This window comes from Limosilactobacillus coleohominis (genome assembly GCF_016901675.1).
In the GTDB taxonomy this organism is placed as follows: Bacteria; Bacillota; Bacilli; order Lactobacillales; family Lactobacillaceae; genus Limosilactobacillus; species Limosilactobacillus intestinavium.
On the sequence record NZ_JACJKU010000152.1, the window covers coordinates 1 to 1210 of the forward strand.

Genomic DNA, 1210 nt, shown 5'->3' on the forward strand with positions numbered 1-1210 from the left:
TTTTAAGACTAAGCAACTGAGTCTCCTCTATGAATGGTTAATGAGTATTTTGGCAATCATTTCAATCCTGATGATTGTCCTAGATTATGCCAAGATGATTTCTATTAACAAAGATCCATATATGATGGTTGATAACTTGATTTTAATCTTATTTACAATAGACTACCTGATTAGATTAATATTATCAGTCAACAAAATCGAATTTGTTAAATCTCACATTTTCGACCTCTTATCGATTATTCCAGTTGCGGGATTTTTTACATTTTTCCGAATTACACGATTAGCTAGATTAGCCCGACTATTAAGACTAGTTCGGTTAGTAGGACTCACTGGACGGCTCAAAGACTTTGTTAAAACTAATGGTTTAATCTATTATTTCTACTTATCTTTAGCGGTATTATTAATAGCTGCCTGTTTATACAGCATTTCTGAAAAAGTTACTTTTTCTAATGCTCTCTGGTGGTCCATTACAACAGCAACAACCGTCGGTTATGGAGACATCTCACCTACTACTCCGCTTGGTCGGTTTGCCGCAATCTTAATTATGTTTTTTGGAATTGGCTTTGTAGGATTATTAACCAGTAGTATTACAAATTTCTTCAATAATCAGCAAACTGATGACTGGGATGAAAAACTTCAGGCAATCCGCAAAGAAAACCATGAGTTAAATATAAAACTAGCGAGAATTGAAAAACTACTTGAAGAACAGTCAAATAAAAACTAATTAAATTTAGTTGTTAAACTGGTTCAATTAACATATCATTCACTAACCACATTAAAAATTTATTTTAGATTCTGAATTGAAAATTAAAGGCAGTGCGCCAAAAGTGCGCACTTTATATAACTTAAGGTCATTTGGCTAGGTTATAAATCTATTTCTAATTATACAAAAAAGCTAAAGATTCATCGTGAAAATTTCCACCTTCACAGTTTGCGTCACTCACATGTTGCTCTCTTTTAGCCAATGGAATTGATATCTATGCAATTAGTAAGCGACTTGGTCATTCAAATACGACAACAACTAGTGAAGTCTATGCATATCTGATCGATGAATATAAGGAAAAAACTGACGATAAGATAATCACAAAACTTTAGAAAATATAGGTTCTACACCAAATGGTGTTGGTTAGAGATTTTTCATCTCTATACCAATGCCATTTTTGTGTTTTAAACAAAAAAACAGAGGTAAACCTCTGTTACAATGAAATCG

General features: G+C 32.5%; 1 protein-coding gene and 1 pseudogene. Both read left to right on the forward strand.

Going from position 1 to position 1210, the window contains the following annotated elements; translation table 11 throughout:
- Nucleotides 1-40: 40 nt before the first annotated feature.
- Complete coding sequence (locus H5975_RS08195; RefSeq protein ID WP_204786210.1) at nucleotides 41-724, forward strand: potassium channel family protein; 684 nt, start codon at nucleotides 41-43, stop codon at nucleotides 722-724.
- Nucleotides 725-892: 168 nt separating this feature from the next.
- Nucleotides 893-1095, forward strand: a pseudogene (locus tag H5975_RS08830) (tyrosine-type recombinase/integrase); the annotation flags it as partial.
- Between the last annotated feature and the right edge of the window lie 115 nt (nucleotides 1096-1210).

Coding starts and splice junctions, on each gene's coding strand:
- H5975_RS08195 (WP_204786210.1), top strand. CDS start 41: ATGAGTATTTTGGCAATCATTTCAATCCTGATGATTGTCCTAGATTAT.